The sequence below is a fragment of the Acinetobacter sp. BIGb0196 genome, from assembly GCF_011759595.1.
Lineage (GTDB): Bacteria > Pseudomonadota > Gammaproteobacteria > Pseudomonadales > Moraxellaceae > Acinetobacter > Acinetobacter guillouiae.
In genome coordinates this window covers 2,574,352-2,594,488 of record NZ_JAAOZA010000001.1, presented here as the reverse complement: position 1 = coordinate 2,594,488, position 20,137 = coordinate 2,574,352, and the positions used below count along the sequence as shown (strand labels likewise).

Here is a 20,137-nt window from a genome sequence, read left to right as displayed (position 1 = left end):
TTAAACAACCTGATATTGTAATCGAGCAAGATCTTGAATATCTTGAAGAAGTTTACGTTTGCTAAAGATCATATTCCATGAACTACCACCTAATTGACGCCATAGGTGAGCCATTTGTAAGCCTGTGAATAAACTGGCACGGATACGATTGGTATGTGCAGAGTCTTTAAAGGCTTCTGCATTACCACGGACTAGAATTCGAGGGTTAATTTGACCAGCAGTGTCGACATAGGTTTGTGCTAAATTGGCAATGACACTTGGATGTAAATAGTTATTATCAAAAAAAGACAGCTGTTTTAATATTTTTTGTTGAGATTGTTCAATAATTTCAACAAACTTTGGATTGCTATAAACTTTTTTTTCCAAGGCTAATAATGACATGGCATAAGTCATTGGCAGTTTTGCATTGGCAATTTTAGGAATTCTAGATTTCGGTGATGTCGAGAAAGGTTGCGTAATACTACTTTCTAAAGCTTTTAAACCTAAGGAGATGTCTGCCAATTGATTGAAGAAGTCTAAAGTTTGACCTGATGAATTGGCAGTGGCACGGATATTGAGGCTGGCTTTGATGAGCTGTTCAAAATAGAAATTACCGCTTTCACCAATGCTTTGACGTCCTGACATTGCAGTCATATGCGTCAGCTGTGTTGCTTGAAACACAGCTGCTAACGCCAAAGCTCGGTTTTGGCGTTGATTCAAAGTTTGAGGCTGTTGAAAGGGCAACTCAACCATGCCTAAATTCCTTTAAATAATTTTTAATCATTACTCAATAAAATCTGGTTTTGGTGCATTGGTATGATGAATCACACCTCCACCTAAACAGACTTCATCGACATAGAAAACAACACTTTGTCCCGGCGTAACGGCACGCTGTGCTTCATCAAATTCGACACGAACACCATTTGGCGTGTTTGCATCTTTATAAATTGTACATGCTTGATCAGGCTGACGGTAACGAGTTTTTGCCGTGCATCGGAAACCTGTGTCTGGAATCGCTTGTTCACCTGCAACCCAGTCAATTGTTTCAGACCATAAAATGGTACTCTGCATCAGTGGATGTTCATGGCCTTGTCCAACCACAAGACGATTACCTTCGATGTCTTTATGTAGAACAAACCAAGCACCTTCTTCTGCACCTTTGAGTCCACCTAAACCAATACCACCACGCTGACCGAGCGTATAGTACATTAAGCCGTGATGATCACCAACCTCTTTTCCTGTATCTAAGACAATTTTCCCAGGTTGAGCCGGTAAATATTGTTTTAAGAAGTCATTAAAACGGCGTTCACCAATAAAGCAAATCCCCGTTGAATCTTTTTTCTTGGCAGTAGCTAAACCAAGTTCTTCAGCAATTTTACGTACTTGTGGTTTTTCAATCTCACCAACAGGGAACAAGGTCTTATTGATTTCACGACCATGAACCGCGTGAAGAAAATAAGTTTGATCTTTGTTGTTGTCTACACCACGTAATAAAGGCGCATATTGATCGCCTTTTGAATTGGTGGTTGTTTCACCACGACGACAATAATGTCCAGTTGCAATAAAATCAGCGCCTAAATTGACAGCATGATCTAAGAATGCACGGAATTTAATTTCTTTATTACATAGAATATCTGGGTTTGGCGTACGCCCAGCGGCATATTCTGCTAAGAAATGTTCAAAAACGCGATCCCAATATTCCATTGCAAAATTTGCAGTATGGAGTTTGATCCCAATTTTGTCACACACAGCTTGTGCGTCAGCAAGGTCATCCATTGCGGTACAATATTCCGTGCCATCATCTTCTTCCCAGTTTTTCATGAAAAGCCCTTCAACTTGATATCCTTGTTGAAGTAAAAGTGCAGCAGAAACAGATGAATCTACACCACCCGACATACCGACGATGACACGTTGTTGCATAGGATTAGGCATCCAAATTTGAAATTAAAGGAGAGTTTTGGTGCTCATAGATGAGCGAAAGCGGGTATTTTTGCCCAGAAAGTGCGTCTTGTACAGCTTTAATGACCAAAGGGCTTCTTGCGCGAGCAGATTCAAGCAGTTCTTCAAGCGTCATCCATTGCGGACCAATGATATCTGTATCAAGTTGCGCGTCTGGAAAGTATTCAGTTACATGGGCTAAAAAGCAAAATCTAAAATAGGTACGGTCTGGAAACATGGGTGGGGTATAGGTATAGATCCCCAGTAATGAATTGATTTCTACTGCATATCCTGTCTCTTCCATGGTTTCACGTAACGCAGCTTGAATAATGGTTTCATCAGATTCAACATGCCCAGCGGGTTGATTGAACACAGTATGGCTTACACCTTCAGTATATTCTTCTACAAAAAGAAATTTTCCATCTTTTTCTACAACTGTCGCAACAGTAACGTGGGGTGTCCAAGCGGTCATGACCAGCACCAAGGGAGATAAAGTATTATTCTACAAAATTTAGCGCGTGGTGGCTATGTTCATAAGGGTTTTCTTTGATCACCCTAAAAGGATTTATATCTATAGGCTGTTTAAAAATACCTCATGGTCGAGTTTTGTTTATTTTTTTTAAAATTTTTATTTGCTTATTTTATAAAGGAAAGATTTATCTCATGGTTTTTTTTGGTGATACTTCATGTAAAAAGTTTAATAAAAATATTCTTATATCTTGATATCTAAATGCAATTAAATGTGACATCAATTTATGAAGTAATTTTTTTTATTATTTTAATTCTTATCAGTAATGACCAATAGATAGAGGTAGCAACTCATAAGTAAATATTTCAAAGTTATTGGTTTTATGGTGAATGGCATTTAATTTATTTTTGTACAATAAATACCCGAATAAGGCATTTACTATGATTGAAACATATGATAAAAAATACGTATATATAAAATTTTATTAAACTTAACAATTATTTATTTTTCCTGTTAATAGTGTGTTTATTCAATTTGGTTTTATTGGATGCTTCGTTGAATAGGTATGGTTATCCAAAATTAATTAGTTCATGGATCTATCGTTTAAAGATGTGTAATCACAAATAGAGTGGAAATAAACTTTTTTGATAAATATAGTTTAAGCATATTTTATTGGAAATATATGCTTATATTGAGTCAAAAATAAGTCTAACTTTAGTAATTTTATAAGTGAGTATAATCATGAAAAAGGCAATAAAAAAGGTATTGTTTGCAGCAGGGCTTTTGGTTGCGGCTGAGCTGGCGACGGCATGTACGCGGGTTGTTTATTTAGGCAATAATGATGTGATGACAGCACGTTCTATGGATTGGAAAAGTGATGTTGGAACAAACTTGTGGATATTGCCCAATAATGTAAAACGCAGTGGTATGGCTGGGCCAAAATCGATTCAATGGACATCTAAATATGGCAGTGTTGTCGCAACAGGTTATGATATTTCAACAACAGATGGTGTAAATGAAAAGGGTTTGGCTGCAAATTTACTTTGGCTGGTTGAGTCTGAATATCCAAATGTTAAAAACAATAAAAAACCGCCATTAAGTATCTCACTTTGGGCGCAGTATGTTTTAGATAACTATGCAACAGTAGATGAAGCAATTCAGGCTTTAGCACAAGAGCCGTTTATGATAGTAACAGATCAAGTGCCAGGTGAAAAAAGACTAGCGACTCTGCATTTATCAATTTCAGATGCAACGGGTGACAGTGCTATTATTGAATACATTGGTGGTAAGCAGGTCATCCATCATAATCGACAATATCAAGTGATGACAAACTCTCCAACCTTTGATCAGCAATTGGCGTTAAATACATATTGGAAACAAATTGGCGGAACAACGATGTTACCTGGAACCAATCGAGCTGCAGATCGGTTTGCAAGAGCATCTTTTTATATAAATGCGATTCCTAAAGATGCGACTCCTGAATATTCTTTAGCAAGTGTATTTAGCGTGATACGTAACACATCTGTTCCGTTTGGGCTCAATACAGAAGAAGAGCCAAATATCTCCTCTACACGTTGGCGTACAGTGGTAGATCATAAGCGAGGACTTTATTTTTTTGAATCTGCTGTATCACCAAATGTTTTTTGGGTAGACTTAAAAGAGATTGATTTTAAAGATGGTCAAACCAGAAAGCTTGAGTTGGGTGCTGATCAAGCAAAAGTTTATGCAGGTAAGGCTAATTCTTCTTTTAAGGTCGCTCCACCATTTCAATTTTTGGGCATACAATAGGATTTAAAAAAGTATGATAAAGAAATTATTATGTATACCTTTCAGTGTATTACTAATTACTGGGTGTGCTTCAAATCCTAATGACGCTACTTCAAATTTAGGTACGCAGGGATTATTAATTTGTCAGCCAAATGAGCTTTGTCCAATCGTCACCGTAGTGTGGAATGAGACACATAAAGATTTTTTAAAAGTGAAACTTAGCTTAAATAGTGCCTATACAAAATATAATATTGAAAAAGTTGTATTTAGTGATGGCGCAAAAAGTCACTCATTTAATGTGATTGGACCAACTGAAATTGATTTTGCTTTTAAGGCAAATCGCTCTCGCAACAGTGTGCTTATTCCAGTCAATCTTATGGGGGACTTTAAAAGTTCTCAAAATATCTTTATGGAAATACATACAGATCAAGGTGTGATTACTCGATATATCTTAAAAGATAATGTCAAAGCACCAGTATTTGAAGAATTAACCAAATACTACAATGTTTCAAAATAGAAATTTGATCTAAAAAATATAGGCTTCATTCCACTGTGCTTCAGTGGAACGAAGTCGACTTGAACCACTTAATTCAAATAATCAATATGCTTTAAAAGATGTTTATATGTTTGTTATATCCCTAATCATTCGCTTCTAAATATTGATTTGCTACTTTGACATAGTGTCTTGCGGAATAAGGCAAAAATTCCTTTTCTTTATCAGTTAAAGGTCGAACCTTTTGTACTGGGCTTCCCACATAGAGGTAACCACTTTCTAAGCGCTTACGCGGTGGAACCAGTGAGCCTGCACCAATCATGACATCATCTTCAATCACTACATCATCTAGAACAATGGTATTAATTCCCACTAAAACACGGTTGCCAATGGTACAACCATGTAAGGTGACATGATGTCCAATGGTCACATCTTCCCCAATCACTAAAGGTGAGCCATTGGGTTTAGCATCATTTTTATGACTGACATGTAACATGCAATGGTCTTGTACATTAGAATAACGACCAATTTTGATGTGATTGACATCAGCACGAATCACTGCAAAAGGCCAAACAGATACATTCTCCGCCAAAGTTACTTCACCGATCACAACGGAGAGATCGTCAATATAACAAGTTGAATCAATTTTAGGATGATGACTTAAATACGAACGAATATTTTTTTTCATGTTGGCTTCCATGTCAAAAGCAAATTTAACCAGTGTATTTTTACCGAGTATAAATTAAAAAGGCATCCAAATCTGTGATCAGGATGCCTGTGCTTTAGTCTAATAGATTCAATATTAGGTTTAAGCGAATAACTTAGAACAAGTTGCTAAAGAACATTTTGATATGGTCGATTAAGCGAGAGAAGAAGCCTGCTTCTTCTACAGCTTTTAAAGCCACTAATGGTTTTTCAGCAATCACTTTACCATCTAAGGTTGCTGTTAATTTACCAACGACTTGACCTTGTTTTAATGGTGCATTTAAGTTGGGTTGAACAGTGACTTGTGTTTTGATTGCATTGGCTTGACCTTTAGGCATGGTCACATTGAAGTTTTCAGCTAAACCAATTTGTACATCATTTTCTTTACCAAAATAAACTTTTGCTTTAGCAAGCACTTGATTTGCAGGTTGAACGCTGACCGTTTCAAAGTTTGAATAACCCCAAGATAACAATGAACGTGTTTGGCTCGCACGTTCATTCATAGACGGTGCACCAAAAATCACTGAAATCAAACGCATTGGACCGCGTTTTGAAGATGTGGTTAAGCAATAACCAGCTTCCTCTGTATGACCTGTTTTTAAGCCATCAACACTTGGGTCAGTATAAAGCAAGGCATTACGGTTACCTTGTTTAATCCCGTTGAAGGTAAATTCTTTTTCAGAATAAATAGGATAATATTTTGAACTGTCATGAATGATATGTTTAGCAAGTACCGCCATATCTTTTGCAGTGGAGTAATGACCTTCAGCAGGCATACCTGTTGCATTGATAAAGTGTGTATTGACCATGCCCACACGTTTGGCTTCTTGGTTCATTGCATAGGCAAATGAACCTTCATTACCTGAAATATGTTCAGCCATTGCTTTAGATGCATCATTACCCGACTGGATAATAATGCCTCGTAACATTTCTAAAACTGTTGCAGTACCATTTAACGGCACATACATACAAGATTCAGTACTGCTACCACGACACCATGCAGACTCATTCATGCGAACTTTTTCACTTTCGGTCAGTTCGCCTTTAAGAAGTTTTTGCTCAATGATGTAACTCGTCATCATTTTCGTCATCGAAGCAGGAGCTAATTTTTCATTTTCATTCTTCGATGCAAGAATTTGACCTGTCTCATAGTCCATTAAGACATACGATTTATTATTTAATTCTGGCGGAGTGGTTAAGACGGTTGCTGCATAAGAAAATGAAGGTAAAAGTAATAATGCAGCAATGGCGCTTTTTCGAGTCATTCTAGGTCGTTCCAATCGTTATATGAGCACAAACAGGCTAGCATTTTAGGGTAAAGCAAAGCCGACTTCTATAAGGAAAGTCGGCTTATTTCTTACTTATTGTAACTAATTCAATATTTGTTGAATAAATTGCAGAAATCGTTATGACTGATAGTTACTAATGTCATTACAAATTGCTGTGTTTTCAGTATCACCGGCTTTTTTAGCATCACTTTTTGCTTCTTTTAATGCTCTTTGGAAATCTTTTTGCTTGGCAAGTGATTTTAAGGTTGCTTTAGGATCTTTGTCATTAGGCATATAGTCTTTAAGTAAGTGATCAAAACCTTTATTAAACGCAGCGTCTGTTTTAATTAGACTCGGGCAGATATCCGACAATACATAAATTGCAGCCAATTCTTCTTTAGATACTTGTTGCTGTGTGACTTCGATTTTGTCAGATGCGGCAAAAGCATGGGTCATAAACAAACCACTTGCTGAAACAAGGCTTAATGTAAGCATTTTTAAAGTCATACGCATAAATAACCTAATCAATTTTTAATTTGAGAACCTGCATAGATTAAACGTAAAAACTGTGAAAAATATAGATAAAGTGTATCGATGTTGTAGATTTATTTGAAATTTTCGCAAACTGAACAATGCAAAAGATGTCAAAAAAGGGTTTTTTAACATCGCATTGGGGGGAGGTTTTTTATCTTATGTTAGTGTGGAAGTTCAAGCACATCTGCACATACTGCTTTGTGTTCAGCTTGATCAACTTCTTTGGCACTGGTTTGTGCTTCTTTGAGTACGGTTTGGTATTCTGGATCTTGTTGAAGCTGAGTCAATGTTGTAGGTTTAGACAAATCCTTTAATAAGGTTTGGGTTAAACTTCCGATTTTAGTTTGAAATGCAGGGTTGTTTCCAATTAACGCTGGGCAAACTTCGGCAAGCACCTGTGTTGCGGCAATATCCTCTTTCACAATTCGATCAGATTCTTGTGAAGTTAATGTTTCTGAAAATGCAGATTGTGCGCAAAGTGTGATGAGTGCGATAGAAATAGTACGAGTAAGAGAACGTGTAATCATCTTTATAGTCACAAATTAGATTTAAAATTGAGTAAGTAACTATATATAATTGTTCAATAAATTTGAATTAAATTACTCGGTAGTCATTTAATAATTTTTAGTCAGAGAACTTTTTAGTGAATATTTTAGTTGCCAATGATGATGGTGTTTTTGCACCAGGTATTCAAGCTTTAGCAAAAGCATTACGACCATTAGGTCGAGTTGTTATTGTTGCGCCAGAAAGTGAGCGCAGTGGTTTTTCAAGTGCATTAACCCTAGATCGACCACTTCGACCGATTCAAGTTGCACCAGATATGTGGGCAGTAAACGGCACACCTGCTGATTGTGTTTATTTGTCAATGAATGGTTTATTTGATTTTGAGTTTGATTTAGTTGTCAGTGGAATCAATAGTGGTGCAAATTTAGGTGACGATGTCCTTTATTCTGGAACCGTAGGGGCGGCATTTGAAGGACGGTTGATGAAACAGCCTGCAATCGCAGTTTCATTGGCAGGCAGTAATGTACGTTCCTATGACCACCCTGAAGATTATGCGCAAGCCGCAAACTGGGTTTACAACTTTATTGCTAAGGGCTTACCCGAGCTGCCTCCACGACATATCTTAAATATCAATATTCCAGATGTCGCAGAAATTTTAGGGGCTCAAATTACGTATCAGGGTCGTCGTATACAATCAAAACCAATGACCAGTCAGGTTGACCCGCGTGGTCGTCAAGTCTATTGGATTGGTTTGGCGGGTGAAGCGGTGACAGATCCCCAAAAAAACGCACAAAACCTGCAATCTGACTTTTTTGCCATTGCCAATGGTTACGTCAGTATTACGCCAATTCAGATGGATGCAACCAATTACACAATTCTTGAAACACTACAATCACAACTCTCACATAGTCATTTTGATGTATGAGTGTTATAACTTTGTGAAAAAGCACTGTTAAACAGTGAAATACGTGTGTATTTTGCTAATCTTAAGCAAATATTTTTAAATTTTAAGATTGTAGAGAGGGAAATCAATGCTTTTGGCTCGATCAACACTTCCAATTCAAATGCCTAAGCGATGGATGAAAATCATTTTGTCCACAATAGCAATCACCTCTACCATAGTGGTGACTGGGTGTGCATCGAAGCCTCAAATTAATAACCCTACACGTTATGCTGTTGCACCTGACTATTACACAGTTCGTTCTGGTGATACCCTAAGTGCAATCTCTATGCGTTATGGTTTGAGTTATCTCAGTGTTGCTGAAATGAATGATATTGCTGCGCCTTATCGAATTTATGTAGGGCAGTCATTACGTTTGAAAAAAGGTGGGGGTAATGTCACCCGATCTACAACGAAACCGTTGACGAGCAATGAACCACAAATTCAACGCCAAACGATTAAGTTACCAACGCAGCAGCCGACGTCGCCAACTGGCACAACGACGGCTCAGCCAGTAACGCCACCGCCTGTACAAACGACGACGACAGTACAATCAACTCAATTGAGATGGGTAAAACCATCAAATGGATCTGTTATTGCAAATTATAATATTGCGAATAATATTAAAGGAATACGTTTTGGAGGGAATCAAGGTGATCCAATTTTTGCCGCAGCAGATGGACAGGTGGTTTATGCTGCAGATGGATTAAAAGAATATGGTAATCTTGTCTTAGTAAAACATATTGATGGTTACATTACTGCATATGCTCATAACAGCAAAATGTTGGTGAAAAGTGGTCAAACTGTGACAGCAGGACAGAAGATTGCAGAGATGGGATCTTCAGGTGCTAGCAGTACCATGTTGGAGTTTCAGGTACGTTTAGATGGCAAACCGATAAACCCAGCAAATATTTTACCAATAAATTAAATATTTTAATGCAAAGTGTAATTTTCTTCGTATAATACAATGAGTTGTTTTGAACAAAAAAGTGTGAAACAGCTCATAATTTCAGAGGGAAATTTATGTTAGATCAACTTCGGGCAATGGGTGTATTTGCTTGTGTTGTTGAAAAAAGCTCTTTTAGTGGTGCCGCGCGTGACCTTGGCATTACGACTAGTGCGGTTAGTCAGCAAATTAGATCTCTAGAACATGAAATGGAAGTTACGCTTCTACATCGTTCTACGCGAAAGCTGAGTTTAACTGAGGCTGGTCAAGCTTTTTTCCACAGTTGTCAAGAAATGCTCGCTGCCGCAGAGCGTGGAAAAATCCGCATTAATGAGTTGCGCGATGATTTAGTTGGGGATTTGCGTATTGCGACAACCCCAGAAATAGGAGCAACACATGTTGTTCCTGCTTTATCGCATTGGATGTCTGCACATAGAGGTTTGATGGTTCATTTTGAAGCAGATAACCAATATATTGACTTGATTCAAGAGCGTATAGATATTGCTATTCGCATGTCTTCAAAAATCGAAGATGCGAATAACTTGAGTTGTATGCCACTTGCACGAGTCGATCAGATCTTAGTTGCATCGCCAAGTTATTTAAATCAAACAGCACCTATTTCACGTCCTGAAGATTTACAGAATCATGATTTGATTCCGATAAATATCATGAAAAATTCTCAACATTTTTCATTTCAGCATGGCGCAACTGGTGAAGTTGTTAATTTAGAAATGAAGCATCGTCTTCAGACAAATAACGTATTTGTTGCAAAATCATTGTGCCAACATGGGCATGGTATTGCGCGGATCCTTTATTTAGATGTGCAAAAAGAATTAATGAACGGAACATTGGTTGAAGTGCTTCCAGAGTGGAAATTACCAACTTTCACTTTAAGTGCTGTGACCTTAAAGCGTGAACAGCAGCCGATGAAAATTCATCGTTGTTTGGATGCTTTGAAACAATATTTTAGCCAGTTACCTGGTGGTAGAATTTTCCAAGAAGCTTCATAGAGTCAAAGTTCTAATTCTAATAAGTTCTAATAAAAAAGCCGCTTTAAAGCGGCTTTTCTATATCTGCAATTTTATACGCAATGATGATGAAACCAAAAGAGATTAACAGGTTAATCTCTTAAAGCGTTTATACACACTTAGGCAAGGAACTCTTTAATTGCAGGCACTAAGCGTTTTAATAAATCATCTGCTTGTTGATGATTCATATTCAAAGCCGGCAGTAAACGCACCACATTGCCTGAAGTAACGTTAATAATTAAATGATGCTTATCACGTGCAATGTTTACTAATTCGGCACAGTCTTTAGGTAATTCGATACCAATCATCATGCCGAAACCACGCACAATCACATTTTGCTCTACAAGTTGAGCACGGAACTGATCGACCAGATATGCTCCAATTTCAGCAGCATTTGCAACGATGTTTTCTTTTTGAATCAAGTCAATCACTGTGTAGACAACGCGTGAGCCTAAATGCGTACCACTATAAGTAGAGCCGTGATTTCCCGCAGCAAGTACCCCAACACCACGACCTTGTGTCATCACAGCACCAATTGGGAAACCATTTCCTAGGCCTTTTGCTGTGGTTAAAACATCTGGAATAATATTGGTATGTTGATAAGCAAAGTATTTACCGGTACGACCATTACCTGTTTGGACTTCATCTAGCATCATCAACCAATTATGTTGATTACAAATACGACGAATATCTTCAAGGTAGCTAAAGCCTTGAGGTGCGGTATTGACACCGCCTTCACCTTGGATCGGTTCGACCAGAATTGCCACAATGTCAGGATGCTGAATAGCGGCTTCTTCAATGGCTTCTACATCGCCAAAAGGCACACGAATAAAGCCTTCAACTAATGGTGCAAAACCTTCTTGAACCTTTTTATTGCCCGTAGCTGAAAGCGTTGCAAGGGTACGACCATGGAATGATTGATCCGCAACAATGATTTTGGGATTAGAAACACCCTGTAAGTGACCAAATTTACGTGCAATTTTAATTGCACCTTCATTTGATTCTGCACCACTGTTTGAGAAAAAGATTTCTTCCATACCCGAAACTTCAGCCAGCTTTTGCGCTGCTGCAGTTTGCCAAGCGACTTCGTAAATATTGCTGGTATGGATTAATGTAGCCGCTTGTTCTGCAATAGCCTCTGCCAGCACAGGATGAGCATGTCCTAAGCCACACACGGCAATACCTGTCAATGCATCTAAATACTCTGTACCATTTTCAGTATAAAGATAAGAACCTCGTCCTCGTACAAAGCTGATCGGTTGACGGCTGAATACAGGCATCAAATGTGAAGGTTGATCAGTTTGTACCGGAGCGAGGGTGATGTTATTCATAACTAACTCTTATCTGTTAGGAGTGGAAAGGGTAAAGGATTATCTAACCAAAATATGCGCAAGATTTAAAGCTTTAATATAAATAAAATTGGAAATAATCGTCTAGACATATTCTTTATTGTGGATTTAGGTATAATGCAGGCAGATGAGTTGAGGATTTAATCAATGACTGAACAAGCGCGTGATACAGAAGCGTTAATTCGCGATCAAATAGCTAAACATGCAGTACTTCTTTATATGAAAGGTACTCCGCAATTCCCACAATGTGGTTTTTCTGCACGTGCAGTTGAAGCACTTAGCCAAATTGGTCGTCCATTTGCTTATGTAAATATCTTGGAAAATCCAGATATTCGTGCAACTTTGCCACAAATTGCAAATTGGCCTACATTCCCGCAATTGTGGATTAATGGCGAATTGATTGGCGGTAGCGACATTATGCTAGAAATGTTCCAAAATGGTGAATTAAAACCATTGATTGAGCAATATAGCCCAGCAGCAGATGCTTAATAAGTAGATGATGTAGAAAAAGCACCAGAAGGTGCTTTTTTATTGGCTAAGCTTTATGTTGTTTTCACTTGACTGAACTGATCAGTTGCCTAGACGAGATTATGTCGTGACTGATGCACTGTTTCAATCTTTGTTTGTTTTGAATATTTAACAAATTATCAGAATAAATTAGACAAAGCTTTGAATATTCAAAGCTTTGTCTATCTGAAGTTTAGCCAAGAAGCAACTTAAGCTGACTTGTGCTTATTTTGTTTTGCCGCAACTTCAGTTTGGTTTTCGTCAGTAATGATGCTTGCTGATTCAGCTTCTGCCTTTTTCTGTTTTTTTCCTTTGTTCTTTTTTTTCTTTTTCTTTGGCTTTTGCTCTATTTCAACGCCATCTTCCAAGGCTTGCCAATATTCAAGCTGTGCCATCACTGCTGCATAGATTGAACCTTTGGTATAACGACCTTTCTTGTCTAATGTTCCAACAGGACGTGCCATTAGGATTTCTAAAGCTTGATCAATGGTGTCAATTGCATGTATATGGAATTGCCCCTCATTGACAGCCTCAATCACATCATGGCGAAGCATTAAATGCTGCATATTCTGACGTGGAATAATCACCCCTTGTTTGCCTGTTAATCCTTGGAGTTTGCATGCATCGAAGAATCCTTCAATTTTTGCATTGACCCCACCAATAGGCTGAACTTGACCCAATTGGTTCATCGAACCTGTGATCGCCCACGATTGATCAATAGGCAATTGGCAAATTGCAGAAATTAACGCAGATAATTCTGCAACCGTGGCACTGTCACCATCTACTTGACCATAACTTTGTTCAAAGGCGAGGGCAGCAGAGAAATGCAAAATCTGTTCACGACCAAAATGAGCTTTTAAGAAACTCGACATCAACAAGACACCTTTGGCATGTAATGAACCACCAAGTTCTACACTGCGCTCAATATCTAAAATGTCACCGCCACCTTGATATACCGAAGCGGTTAAGCGTGATGGTAAACCAAATTCAACATCGGCATAGTGGATCACGGATAAAGCATTGATCTGACCTAAACGATGGCCGCGTGTCTCAATCAGTTGCGTACCACGTGACAAGTCTTGCCAATAAAGCTCTCTTAAATAGCCTAAGCGATATTGACGATGTTTAAGGGCAGTGTTGATATGATGAGAGGTGACTAACTTTTCATCCGACTGTGCTGCATGATGATGTGACTCACGGATTAAATCACCCAGAGTTAAAGCATGTAAAGACAATGAACTCTGGTCTTCAGCTTGGCGACTTGAATCTGTTAGTAATGCAGCCAATGCCGAGCGATCAAAGGGCAGTAATTTGTCTTGTTGAACATAGTCTGCAATCAGTTGCATATAAGCTTGTTCATTATCATCATTACGTTGCAGGGTATCAGTAAAATCAGCACGAATTTTAAAAACACTGCCTAATTCTGGCTCTAGTTCTAAAATTTCATAATAAATTTCAGGTTCTGCCAATAAAACCACTTTTAAGTTGAGTGGCACAGATGCTGGCTCAATTGAAATACTGCCGGTTAAAGTCAGCATGTGCTCAAGAGAGGATAGCTTTAATTGTCCTGATTTTAATGCACGTTTTAGCCCTTGCCATGCATAAGGCTGTTCTAACAGCTGTTCTGCTTCTAAAATTAAAAAACCACCATTGGCTTGGTGCAATGAGCCTGGGCGAATCAGAGTAAAGTCCGTGGTGATGGTGCCATTTTGCGTCAGCTGTTCAACATGTCCCAGTAAATTGTAATGTGTTGGGAAGTCTTCAAAAATAACTGGTGCACCGGAATTCGGTTTATTGCTGACCACAACATTGGCTTGGTAACGTGAAGGAACCCGATTAAATAAAGCAGGAGAGAACTCTTCACCTTCTTGGTCTAAAATCGTTTCAACATTTTCAATGATATCTGCTGCAAAATGTTTTAAGTATTGATCGAGTCCATGAACGGTTTTAAATTTACTTAAAATTAAATCAATACGAGGAATCACCACTTGTTTGGCAATATCACGATTCAGTTCAGAAACTTGATCACGTGCATCATCTTCCAAATCGCCGAGTTGTAGACCAAGGCGCTCAAGCTTTTTATCCATATAACGCATATTGGAATTAATTTCTGCGCGCTGTTTACTGTCAAGCGCATTAATATCTTCCTGTGACATTTCCAATACTTTGTCATCTTTGACATGGATCGGCACAAAAATATGTTCATCGTTACGATTAATCAGTTTTAGGTCGAGGTCTTCGCCTTCTTTGGTCAGTTCAACTAAAGCGAGTTGTTGCTCATTCCCAGTAATTTGACGAATGCGTTCAATACGATTGTGATACGTTTCTGCACTAAAGCGACGTTCAAGTTGCTTGAGAATGGTTTGCCATGCTTGGTGGATTAAAGCTTGAAACTTACTGCCTTGGCCTGCTTGAAAACGCAGTGCAATCGGTTGTCGTGCATTTTTAAAATTATAAACATAGACCCAATCATCAGGCGTTTGCATGGTTTTGGCATGTTGTTGCAGCAAGCGCTTGATCATGGTTCTTTTGCCAAGACCTGCCGTACCCACAGCAAAAATGTTGTAGCCTGAATAAGGTAATGCAATCCCTGCTTCTACAGAGGCTCTGGCACGATCTTGCCCTAAGAAATTATTTAAAGGCTTGATTCGCTTGGTTGACGTAGGAATCTTGCTCAGATTGGGGATATGCGTCAGTTGTTCTGATTTTAATGCGGTTTGTGTCAACGTGTTTTGAATTTCCGTTTGATCAAAAGCAGATGGAAAAATCGTTTCAGTTTTTTGTATTGGGGTTGCAGTCGTCGTAATTGAAACAGTAGTAGAGCTTAATTGATCGTGTCTTTGGGTCACAGGTGAAATCCAAAACTTATATGGGTTGAAAAGTTAAAGGTATACAGGATTGGGGGTAAAGATCAAGCGCCAAAAGCGGAAATATCTGTAAAAGCGCTCATCAGTTGCATAAAAGTGATTGAAACTCTAAGCATTAAGCGGTTGAATAGCACTATTTCATTTTTCAGAAAATAACAACGCAATGACAACGCAATTATCTCAGCAATCAGCTGAGCAGAATTCCACAGCAAAAAATGGGTGGAAATCTGCTTTTGCCGCTTTTATCGATCGGCGTGCTGCAATTATGCTCTTTCTTGGGTTTTCAGCAGGTATTCCAATTCTGCTCATTTTCTCAAGTTTATCTTTATGGTTGGGTGAGGCTGGAATTGAAAAAAGTGCAGTGACTTTTTTTAGTTGGGCCGCGCTGGGCTATTCTTTTAAATTTGTATGGGCACCGCTGATTGATGAATTACCCGTCCCGATACTCACCAAAAAACTGGGTCGGCGCCGTGCTTGGTTGTTGATTGCACAAGTACTGATTATCTGTGCGATCTGTATTATGGCGTTTTCTGATCCCGCTTTGGGCCAAAGTTATATTTACCAAATGGCTGTGGGGGCAGTATTACTGGGTTTTTCCGCAGCAACACAAGATATTGTGATTGATGCCTATCGAATCGAGCTGGCTGAAACCGAGATGCAAACGGTGTTGGCATCGACCTATAACGCAGGCTATCGTTTAGGGATGATTCTAGCCGGAGCGGGCGCTTTATTTCTTGCTGCTTCTTTGGGGACTGCAAAAGGGAACTATATTTATGAAGCGTGGAAATATACTTATTTAACCATGGCGCTGGTGATGCTAGTGGGCATTATCACCACTTTAGTAATCCGAGAACCCTTGGTTAATCGAGTTGATAAACACTATAAAAATATTGATTACTATCGTTTAGTTTTGGTCTTTATCTTGGCTGTGGCGAGTTTTGTTTGTTTATATATTTACTCCGATGACATGGTTCAATATCTGCAAGCGACTTGGAAAGTCGAAGACAACTTGCTGAAGTTTTTAATGGAAGCGGTACGCTTTTTAGGCTCAGGTCTCGGTGCAATTCTTGTTGCAACATCGTTGATTCGTTTTGGTGTAGTCAATAAAAAGATGGCCTATGAGACTTGGGTTAACCCGATTGCTGATTTTTTTAAGCGTTATGGGGTAAAGCTAGCATTGGTTTTACTGTTATTGATCGGTTTTTATCGAATTTCAGACATTATTGCGGGTGTTATTTCGAATGTTTTCTATCAAGATTTAAATTTTACCAAAGAGCAAATTGCAGAAGCCGTTAAAATTTACGGGGTTATTTTTAGCCTATTGGGTGGTTTTTTAGGTGGCTTACTTGCGCAACGTATGAACATTATGAAATTGATGTTTGTTGGTGCTGTTTTAGCAAGTTCAACCAATTTGATCTTTATTGGATTGGTAAAATCTGGTGCACCAATGGAAGCTGTATCTGTACAAATTGGCGATAAGAAATTTCAAGCTCAACCTGATGAGGTGGGCTATTGGAAAGTTTCTGTGCCTGGTCAGGACTTGTTAGGGGAAAATACCATTCATATCAAAGCAGCATTGGTTGATCAGGCTGTCGCGAATGAATATACGGTGCCCTATTTAAAAGAAAATGCCAAGCCCCAAATTCAATTGTTGCCTATTACCAGTGACAATCAATTGTCTGAAACAGAAGCAAAGCAAAGTATTGTGGTTAAGGGGCAGATTGCAGGAATATCTGTATCTGAGCTTAATCCAGATCAGCCGATTACCCTTAAACTCGATGGCAAAACATATCCTGCAAAATTAGATAAAGATGGTTTGTTTAGTGGTGCGATTGACGGTAAAGCCTTATATGCTTCTGGCTCAAAAAACGTGATCGCCGTGGTCAATTATCAACACGCACAAGCAGCATTAAGTACCCAACAAAGCTATCAATTAACAATGATAAAAAGTGATATCGATGTAGATGTTCAACCAATTCCAGTGATCAAAGCGGATTCATCTGCAGCCGTTGAGATTAAGGGTAAAGTGATTGAGAAATATAGTTCTGGTTGGCTGTATTTTGCCATTGTTGTCGATAATTTAGCTTCTGGTTTAGCAGGTGCAGCATTTATTGCGTTCTTGTCTAGTTTGACCAGTGTGTCATTTACAGCAGTTCAATATGCGATCTTTAGTTCATTGATGACGCTTACACCTAAGATTTTAGGCGGGTATTCTGGAACAATTGTCACCCACATTGGTTATCCTAAATTCTTTTTAATGACCACCTTAATTGGTATTCCGATTCTATTGCTTGTGCTATGGGTTGGAAAATTATTGCGAGAACATCAAGCGCAAAAGGTGAATCAATCCATCGAGTAAGCGACTGAATTACTCAAGATAGATTTATGATGATCGCAAGAGCCTATTTTATCTTATAGATAAAGTAGGCTTTTTTAACAGGATGAGAATTTGAATCATTGGATTGCTAACACATTCAAACAGCTTATTCGAAAGATAAAGCTGTAGTGTTCATCTAAAATAAGCGGTTATTGCTTAAAAATAATCCAGAAGACGACATCATTGATCAGCTGAAATATAGATAAATTGAAATATTGAACTGTATTGCCTATATTGGCAGATGATATCTGATCAAACAGGAAAATAAATCATGCGCATGTTGCATACCATGTTACGAGTAGGCAATTTAGAACAATCTTTAGCGTTCTATACTGAAGTTCTCGGTATGACATTACTTCGTAAACGTGATTATGAAGAAGGGCGGTTTACTTTAGCATTTGTGGGTTATGGTGATGAAGAGCATCATACTGTATTAGAACTTACCCATAATTGGGATACTGCAAGTTATGAATTAGGCAATGCTTATGGACATATTGCCATTGGTGTCGATGATGCCTATAAAGCCTGTGAAGAGATCAAAGCACGTGGTGGTAATGTGGTACGTGAAGCTGGACCTATGAAAGGTGGTGTCACAGTCATTGCTTTTGTTGAAGATCCAGATGGCTATAAAATTGAATTGATCCAACAAGATCAAGATGCACGAAATAATTGATCATTTAAAAATGATGCGGGGCTATTGTTTATTTGGCAAAGACATATCAATAAAGATCTTTCATAAGTCAAAAAATGATCATGTGGAGTGAATTATATTGGTATTGAAAGTTCCTTCTCCCTATGGGAGAAGGTTAGGATGAGGGTGCTTTTATGTTGATTTATGGTTTTAAAAAGCACTAAATTAACTTGATATGTGTCGTAAATAAATAGTGAACATTTAGCCAAATGAGTAGCTTTATTTATTTCGCTCAGTAAGATTGAATTTTACCCGATAGTAAAATTTAACTACTGGGCTTTTTCATGTTTAAAATACAGGACGTTGCTTATGAAAATGTTGAAATTATTAGCATTGGATCGCTTTACGATACTTTTAATCGCGATGGTGGTTTTAGCTTCTATTTTACCGATTTCAGGTCAGGCAGCGCTTATCTTTGGAAAAATCACCACAATTGCGATTGCAATTTTATTTTTCCTACATGGCGCAAAATTATCACGTGAAGCCGTGATTGAGGGGATTTTGCATTGGAAATTGCATGGATTGGTTTTTGCTTTTACTTTTTTAGTTTTTCCTTTCTTGGGACTAATGGCTAAACCTGTGCTTGAACCTTTGCTGGGGCAACAGTTGTATTGGGGTTTTCTGTTTATGTGCTTTTTGCCGTCGACAGTACAATCGTCAATTGCATTTACCTCTGTTGCAAAAGGGAACGTGGCAGCGGCTGTATGCAGTGCCTCATTTTCAAACCTGATCGGTATGTTTATTACTCCGATTTTGGTGAGCATATTTATTTTCGGTCAATCTAAGCATAATTACGATCCAACTTCTTCTATTATCGAAATCACCTTGTTGTTATTGGTTCCATTTGTTTTAGGGCAACTATTACGCCCCTATGTATTTCCATTGATGCAGAAAATGCCAAAGATCGTCAAAGTTTTTGATCAAGGCTCGATTTTGATGGTGGTTTATGGTGCATTTAGTGGGGCAGTGGTGGCAGGTTTATGGCATCAGGTCAGCTTATCTACATTGATTTACCTCACCTTGGCATGTTCGATTCTACTCACGGTGATTATGCTGTTGGCGTTGTATGTTCCAAAATGGCTTGGATTTAGCAAAGCAGATCAGATTTCAATCTTCTTCTGTGGATCGAAGAAAACCCTTGCCAGTGGTGTGCCTATGGCGCAGATTTTATTTATTGGGCAACCTTTAGGTATGATTGTGTTACCGATTATGATTTTCCATCAAATCCAGTTAATGGTTTGTGGGGTGATTGCAAACTACTGGTCTAAGCAAAAGCATCCTGACGAATAAATTAGTATCGATTGGCTCGCAATTTATAAATATTTCGAGTATAATCTTGCCCACTTGTTGTGCTTAGCTCTGACGCTTATAGTCTCGGTGGGCCAAAAGAAATGGTCTGTTGTGGTGTTAACCTGCTGGTTTTTAATTTAAATCTGCTTTCCTCAAAGTTTTATTAGACTTTGAGAGTGGTTAATTGCGATGACAGCTAAACCTTTCTTAACTTAGGAGAATCGACCATGCGTGCCGATATTCACCCAAAATACGAAAAATTAGTTGCTACTTGTTCATGTGGTAACGTTATCGAAACTCGTTCAGCTTTAGGTAAAGAAACACTTTATCTAGACGTATGTTCAGCTTGCCACCCATTCTATACTGGTAAACAGAAGAATGTTGATACTGGCGGCCGTATCGATAAATTCAAACAACGTTTTGCTGGTATGTCACGTTCTGTTAAGCGTTAATACGACAAAACATAAAAAACGGGCTTTAGCCCG

The 20,137-nt window shown here is 38.4% G+C and carries 19 protein-coding genes; 10 read left to right on the top strand and 9 right to left on the bottom strand.

The window, feature by feature from the left end:
* From hflD to FHR28_RS11910, 3 genes are read right to left on the bottom strand one after another with little or no spacing between them, the layout of a single operon-like run.
* Complete coding sequence (gene hflD, locus FHR28_RS11920; RefSeq protein ID WP_166782654.1) at nt 1-732, bottom strand: high frequency lysogenization protein HflD; 732 nt, start codon at nt 730-732, stop codon at nt 1-3.
* Between the two features lie 30 nt (nt 733-762).
* The gene (gene mnmA, locus FHR28_RS11915; RefSeq protein WP_034613669.1) at nt 763-1,899 is read right to left on the bottom strand and encodes a tRNA 2-thiouridine(34) synthase MnmA; all 1,137 of its coding nucleotides are present in this window, start codon (nt 1,897-1,899) and stop codon (nt 763-765) included.
* Nucleotides 1,900-1,903: 4 nt separating this feature from the next.
* The gene (locus tag FHR28_RS11910) at nt 1,904-2,389 is read right to left on the bottom strand and encodes an NUDIX hydrolase (protein ID WP_056512437.1); all 486 of its coding nucleotides are present in this window, start codon (nt 2,387-2,389) and stop codon (nt 1,904-1,906) included.
* Nucleotides 2,390-3,127: 738 nt separating this feature from the next.
* On the opposite strand from FHR28_RS11910, the gene FHR28_RS11905 reads away from it, so the two are divergent.
* On the top strand, nt 3,128-4,174 hold the full coding sequence (locus FHR28_RS11905; protein WP_004721283.1) for a linear amide C-N hydrolase: 1,047 nt from the start codon (nt 3,128-3,130) through the stop codon (nt 4,172-4,174).
* Between the two features lie 13 nt (nt 4,175-4,187).
* Nucleotides 4,188-4,670 carry a hypothetical protein gene (locus FHR28_RS11900; RefSeq protein ID WP_004721281.1) on the top strand — a complete coding sequence of 161 codons (483 nt, stop codon included), beginning with the start codon at nt 4,188-4,190 and terminating at the stop codon, nt 4,668-4,670.
* Between the two features lie 121 nt (nt 4,671-4,791).
* Here the strand turns inward: FHR28_RS11900 and FHR28_RS11895 are convergent, their stop codons facing one another.
* The 4 genes from FHR28_RS11895 to FHR28_RS11880 form a co-directional block, all read right to left on the bottom strand.
* Nucleotides 4,792-5,334 (bottom strand): gamma carbonic anhydrase family protein, encoded by a 543-nt coding sequence (locus FHR28_RS11895; protein WP_004721277.1) that lies wholly within the window; start codon nt 5,332-5,334, stop codon nt 4,792-4,794.
* Between the two features lie 133 nt (nt 5,335-5,467).
* Nucleotides 5,468-6,616, bottom strand: coding sequence for a D-alanyl-D-alanine carboxypeptidase PBP5/6 (gene dacC / locus FHR28_RS11890; RefSeq protein WP_056512427.1), 1,149 nt, complete (start codon nt 6,614-6,616; stop codon nt 5,468-5,470).
* Nucleotides 6,617-6,757: 141 nt separating this feature from the next.
* The gene (locus tag FHR28_RS11885; RefSeq protein WP_004721274.1) at nt 6,758-7,132 is read right to left on the bottom strand and encodes an MCR_0457 family protein; all 375 of its coding nucleotides are present in this window, start codon (nt 7,130-7,132) and stop codon (nt 6,758-6,760) included.
* A 182-nt stretch (nt 7,133-7,314) separates the two neighbouring features.
* Nucleotides 7,315-7,680, bottom strand: a complete 366-nt coding sequence (locus FHR28_RS11880) for an MCR_0457 family protein (protein ID WP_004721272.1) — start codon at nt 7,678-7,680, stop codon at nt 7,315-7,317.
* 116 nt (nt 7,681-7,796) lie between these two features.
* On the opposite strand from FHR28_RS11880, the gene surE reads away from it, so the two are divergent.
* From surE to FHR28_RS11865, 3 genes are all read left to right on the top strand, one after another.
* The gene (gene surE / locus FHR28_RS11875; RefSeq protein ID WP_151957069.1) at nt 7,797-8,582 is read left to right on the top strand and encodes a 5'/3'-nucleotidase SurE; all 786 of its coding nucleotides are present in this window, start codon (nt 7,797-7,799) and stop codon (nt 8,580-8,582) included.
* A gap of 106 nt (nt 8,583-8,688) precedes the next feature.
* Nucleotides 8,689-9,525: a peptidoglycan DD-metalloendopeptidase family protein gene (locus FHR28_RS11870; protein ID WP_004820715.1), complete on the top strand. Its 837-nt coding sequence runs from the start codon at nt 8,689-8,691 to the stop codon at nt 9,523-9,525.
* Nucleotides 9,526-9,620: 95 nt separating this feature from the next.
* The gene (locus FHR28_RS11865; RefSeq protein ID WP_004721269.1) at nt 9,621-10,553 is read left to right on the top strand and encodes a LysR family transcriptional regulator; all 933 of its coding nucleotides are present in this window, start codon (nt 9,621-9,623) and stop codon (nt 10,551-10,553) included.
* A gap of 137 nt (nt 10,554-10,690) precedes the next feature.
* Here FHR28_RS11865 and FHR28_RS11860 read toward each other — a convergent pair whose 3' ends face one another.
* Nucleotides 10,691-11,902, bottom strand: a complete 1,212-nt coding sequence (locus FHR28_RS11860; RefSeq protein WP_004721267.1) for an aspartate aminotransferase family protein — start codon at nt 11,900-11,902, stop codon at nt 10,691-10,693.
* 165 nt (nt 11,903-12,067) lie between these two features.
* On the opposite strand from FHR28_RS11860, the gene grxD reads away from it, so the two are divergent.
* Complete coding sequence (gene grxD / locus FHR28_RS11855) at nt 12,068-12,409, top strand: Grx4 family monothiol glutaredoxin (RefSeq protein WP_004721264.1); 342 nt, start codon at nt 12,068-12,070, stop codon at nt 12,407-12,409.
* Nucleotides 12,410-12,636: 227 nt separating this feature from the next.
* Here grxD and FHR28_RS11850 read toward each other — a convergent pair whose 3' ends face one another.
* Entirely contained in the window at nt 12,637-15,276 is a 2,640-nt protein-coding gene (locus tag FHR28_RS11850; protein ID WP_166782653.1) for a Lon protease family protein, read from the bottom strand.
* Nucleotides 15,277-15,457: 181 nt separating this feature from the next.
* Here FHR28_RS11850 and FHR28_RS11845 point away from each other — a divergent pair, with 181 nt between their 5' ends.
* The 4 genes from FHR28_RS11845 (at nt 15,458) to rpmE (ending at nt 20,104) form a co-directional block, all read left to right on the top strand.
* On the top strand, nt 15,458-17,653 hold the full coding sequence (locus FHR28_RS11845; RefSeq protein WP_166782652.1) for an AmpG family muropeptide MFS transporter: 2,196 nt from the start codon (nt 15,458-15,460) through the stop codon (nt 17,651-17,653).
* A gap of 289 nt (nt 17,654-17,942) precedes the next feature.
* Nucleotides 17,943-18,344 (top strand): lactoylglutathione lyase, encoded by a 402-nt coding sequence (gene gloA, locus FHR28_RS11840; RefSeq protein ID WP_056512413.1) that lies wholly within the window; start codon nt 17,943-17,945, stop codon nt 18,342-18,344.
* A 327-nt stretch (nt 18,345-18,671) separates the two neighbouring features.
* Nucleotides 18,672-19,652 carry a bile acid:sodium symporter family protein gene (locus FHR28_RS11835; RefSeq protein ID WP_166782651.1) on the top strand — a complete coding sequence of 327 codons (981 nt, stop codon included), beginning with the start codon at nt 18,672-18,674 and terminating at the stop codon, nt 19,650-19,652.
* A 227-nt stretch (nt 19,653-19,879) separates the two neighbouring features.
* Nucleotides 19,880-20,104, top strand: a complete 225-nt coding sequence (gene rpmE, locus FHR28_RS11830; RefSeq protein WP_004721254.1) for a 50S ribosomal protein L31 — start codon at nt 19,880-19,882, stop codon at nt 20,102-20,104.
* The last annotated feature ends 33 nt before the right edge of the window (nt 20,105-20,137 follow it).